The organism is Inquilinus limosus MP06 (assembly GCF_000767795.1).
In the GTDB taxonomy this organism is placed as follows: Bacteria; Pseudomonadota; Alphaproteobacteria; order DSM-16000; family Inquilinaceae; genus Inquilinus; species Inquilinus limosus_E.
In genome coordinates, this window is record NZ_JANX01000718.1 from 1 (window position 1) to 2,642 (window position 2,642).

The window sequence follows — 2,642 nt, forward strand, 5'->3', positions numbered from 1 at the left end:
GCCGTCGCCGACGTCGCAGGCCACGGCCAGGCCGCCGATCTCCCGCGCCACTGTCTCGGCCGCGTCGCGGTTGAGGTCGAGCAGGGCCACCTTCGCGCCGGAAGCGGCCAGGGCCCGGGCGGTCGCCGCCCCCATGCCCGACCCCGCCCCGGTGACCACCGCCGCCAGACCCTCGACCTTCATCTCGTCTCTCCACCAGGATGGCACCCGAAACTCGTGCCCCTGGGTAGCAGATCGCCGGCCGGGTTGCGACCGGCCCGAACGCCGCTATGCTCGCCGGATCGACGAGGGAGGAGAGCCATGCAGTTCCTGGTGATCGCGAAGGACGGCACCGACGCCGAGGCCCCGGCCCGGCGCCAGGCGGTGCGCGAGCAGCACCTGGTCGGCGCCCGCCGGATGGCCGAGGAGGCCGTGATCATCGCCGGCGGCGCGATCCTGGACGACGAGGGCCGGATGGTCGGCTCCACCGTCATCTACGAGGTACCGGACCGGGCCACGCTGGACGCGGTGATCGCCGCCGACCCCTATGTCACCGGCGGGGTGTGGAAGGACATCGAGATCCGCCCGTTCCGGGTGGCGGTGCGCTCGAAGAGCTGAAGCCTCACAGCGGCCGCAGCGTCTTCGCCGTCACGCGGCTTCCAGCGCCACATGCACGCGACGGCCGAGCGCCGTCGCGATGTTCACCAGGGCGTCGAGGGAGAAGCGGGACACGCGGCCGCGAAGCAGATCGTTGATGCGAGGCTGGGTCACGCCGCAATGCGCAGCGGCTTCAGCCTGTTTCCAGCCGCTCGCATTGATGATCTCGGCAATCTGCGTCATCAGCTCCGCCCGCATGCGCAGATTGGCGGCCTCTTCAGGCGTATCGGCGACGGCATCCCACACGCTGTCGAAGGTCTGGGTCATTCTGCACTCCGGACAAGCTCGAGAAATCGGGTTCGGGCCAGCTCGATGTCACGCCTGCTGGTCGCCTGCGTCTTCTTCTGAAAGCAGTGCAACACATAGACGGCATCGGCCAGCCTAGCAGTGTAGATCACCCGATAGGCTCCCGTTTCGTCGCGAACCCTGATCTCCTCGACACCTCTGCCGACGGATGGCATCGGCTTGAAGTCATCGGGCTGTTTTCCACGTTGCACCCAATCCAGTTGATAGCCGGCGTCCTGGCGGGCGTCGGACGGGGACTCGCGTAGGCTTCTGAGCGAATCCCCGAGGAATCGGAGCGGCTTCATCCATCGAATTATATCCGAATGGATATAAGGACACAATCCTGGTTTCGAAACGGATCCGTCAATCCGCCGCCATCGGTTTGACCAGGAAGCGGAAGGCGGCCAGGGCGCCGAGCGTGGTCAGCAGCACGGCCAGCGCCATCGGCAGGCCGTCGGTGCCGGTGGCGTGGCCGATGGCGATGCCGACCAGCGCCGCCAGCGTCATCTGCAGGAAGCCCATCAGCGCCGAGGCGGTTCCGGCCATGGCCGGGAACGGCGCGATCGCCCCGGCGATGGCGTTGGGCAGGGTCAGCCCGACGCCGATCATCACCACGAAGAACGGGCCGACCACCGCCCAGACGGTGAACACGCCGGACGCCGCCAGCCCCGCCATCGCCGCGGCGCCGGCCAGCATCACCAGGGTACCGGCCGCGATCATGCGGTTGATGCCGAGCCGCAGGGTGAGGCGGCCGGAGCCGAAGGTGCCGCAGATATAGCCGACGCAGACCACGCCGAAGCAGGAGCCATAGACCGGCGGCGACAGGCCCAGCATGCCGGACAGCACGAAGGACGAGCCGGAGATGAAGGTGAAGATCGCGCTGTAGCTGCAGGCGACGATCGCGACATAGCCGATGTAACGGCGGTGCCGCAGCAGGCTGGCGTAGTTGCGGACGAGGCGGGTCGGGCTGGTGGCCAGCGGGTCGCGGTGCCGGTTGCTTTCGCCGAGCAGGCCGAGGACCGAGGCCAGCATCAGCGCGCCGAAGCCGACCAGCAGCCAGAAGGTCGCCTGCCAGCCGAAGCCCTGCTGCAGCACGCCGCCGATCATCGGCCCGATCGCCGGCGCCAGCGCCATCGACATCGACATATAGGCCAGGATGCGGGCCGAGTGTTCCGGCCCGTACAGGTCGCGCACCACGGCCCGGCCCAGCACCGGCCCGCAGCAGGCGCCGAGCGCCTGCAGGAAGCGGCACAGGATCAGCATCTCGATCGAGGTGGCCAGCGCGCAGGCGACGCTGGCGGCGGTGAAGATCGACACCCCGGCCAGGATCGCCGGGCGCCGGCCGAACCGGTCGGAGACCGGGCCGTAGACCAGCTGCGCCACGGCGAAGCCGACCAGGAAGACGCTGAGCGTCAGCTGCACCGTGGCGATGTCGGTGTCGAAGGCGGTGACCAGCGCCGGCAGCGACGGCAGGTAGACATCCGTCGACATCGGCCCGAAGCCGGTCAGCAGCGTCAGGACGACGGCGATGAGGACCGAGGGCTGCATGGTTCCGACGGCCCGGTCAGCCATAGAGATGCAGGTCCTGTCCCTTGGCCTTGAGCCAAGCGCGGCAGCGGTCGGCATCCGGGTGCAGCCGGTCGACCACCGCCCAGAAGCGGTCGGAGTGGTTCATCTCGACCAGATGCGCCACCTCATGCGCCACCACGTAGTCCAGCACC

Annotated in this window: 6 protein-coding genes; 1 reads left to right on the top strand and 5 read right to left on the bottom strand. The window is 68.8% G+C overall.

Translation table 11 applies throughout. From position 1 onward, the window contains the following. A partial coding sequence (locus tag P409_RS31350; RefSeq protein WP_034847724.1) for an SDR family NAD(P)-dependent oxidoreductase occupies positions 1-183 on the bottom strand: 183 nt, incomplete at its 3' end. Between the two features lie 117 nt (positions 184-300). Between P409_RS31350 and P409_RS31355 the strand changes: the two genes are divergently transcribed. Next, the gene (locus P409_RS31355) at positions 301-597 is read left to right on the top strand and encodes a YciI family protein (RefSeq protein ID WP_034847726.1); all 297 of its coding nucleotides are present in this window, start codon (positions 301-303) and stop codon (positions 595-597) included. A gap of 30 nt (positions 598-627) precedes the next feature. On the opposite strand, the gene P409_RS31360 is transcribed toward P409_RS31355, so the two are convergent. From P409_RS31360 to P409_RS37450, 4 genes are read right to left on the bottom strand one after another with little or no spacing between them, the layout of a single operon-like run. Further along, positions 628-903, bottom strand: a complete 276-nt coding sequence (locus P409_RS31360) for a helix-turn-helix domain-containing protein (RefSeq protein WP_034847728.1) — start codon at positions 901-903, stop codon at positions 628-630. Further along, complete coding sequence (locus tag P409_RS31365) at positions 900-1,226, bottom strand: type II toxin-antitoxin system RelE/ParE family toxin (protein ID WP_034847730.1); 327 nt, start codon at positions 1,224-1,226, stop codon at positions 900-902. The genes P409_RS31360 and P409_RS31365 overlap by 4 nt, the downstream gene beginning before the upstream one ends. Positions 1,227-1,284: 58 nt before the next feature. Next, the gene (locus P409_RS31370) at positions 1,285-2,493 is read right to left on the bottom strand and encodes a multidrug effflux MFS transporter (RefSeq protein WP_052121616.1); all 1,209 of its coding nucleotides are present in this window, start codon (positions 2,491-2,493) and stop codon (positions 1,285-1,287) included. Next, the gene (locus tag P409_RS37450; RefSeq protein ID WP_430515671.1) at positions 2,486-2,641 is read right to left on the bottom strand and encodes a YgjP-like metallopeptidase domain-containing protein; all 156 of its coding nucleotides are present in this window, start codon (positions 2,639-2,641) and stop codon (positions 2,486-2,488) included. The genes P409_RS31370 and P409_RS37450 overlap by 8 nt, the downstream gene beginning before the upstream one ends. Between the last annotated feature and the right edge of the window lies 1 nt (position 2,642).

Excerpts from the sequence above, each read along its gene's own strand:
- P409_RS31355 (WP_034847726.1), top strand. The coding sequence starts at position 301 with ATGCAGTTCCTGGTGATCGCGAAGGACGGCACCGACGCCGAGGCCCCG.
- P409_RS31370 (WP_052121616.1), bottom strand. The coding sequence starts at position 2,493 with ATGGCTGACCGGGCCGTCGGAACCATGCAGCCCTCGGTCCTCATCGCC.
- P409_RS31360 (WP_034847728.1), bottom strand. The coding sequence starts at position 903 with ATGACCCAGACCTTCGACAGCGTGTGGGATGCCGTCGCCGATACGCCT.
- P409_RS31365 (WP_034847730.1), bottom strand. The coding sequence starts at position 1,226 with ATGAAGCCGCTCCGATTCCTCGGGGATTCGCTCAGAAGCCTACGCGAG.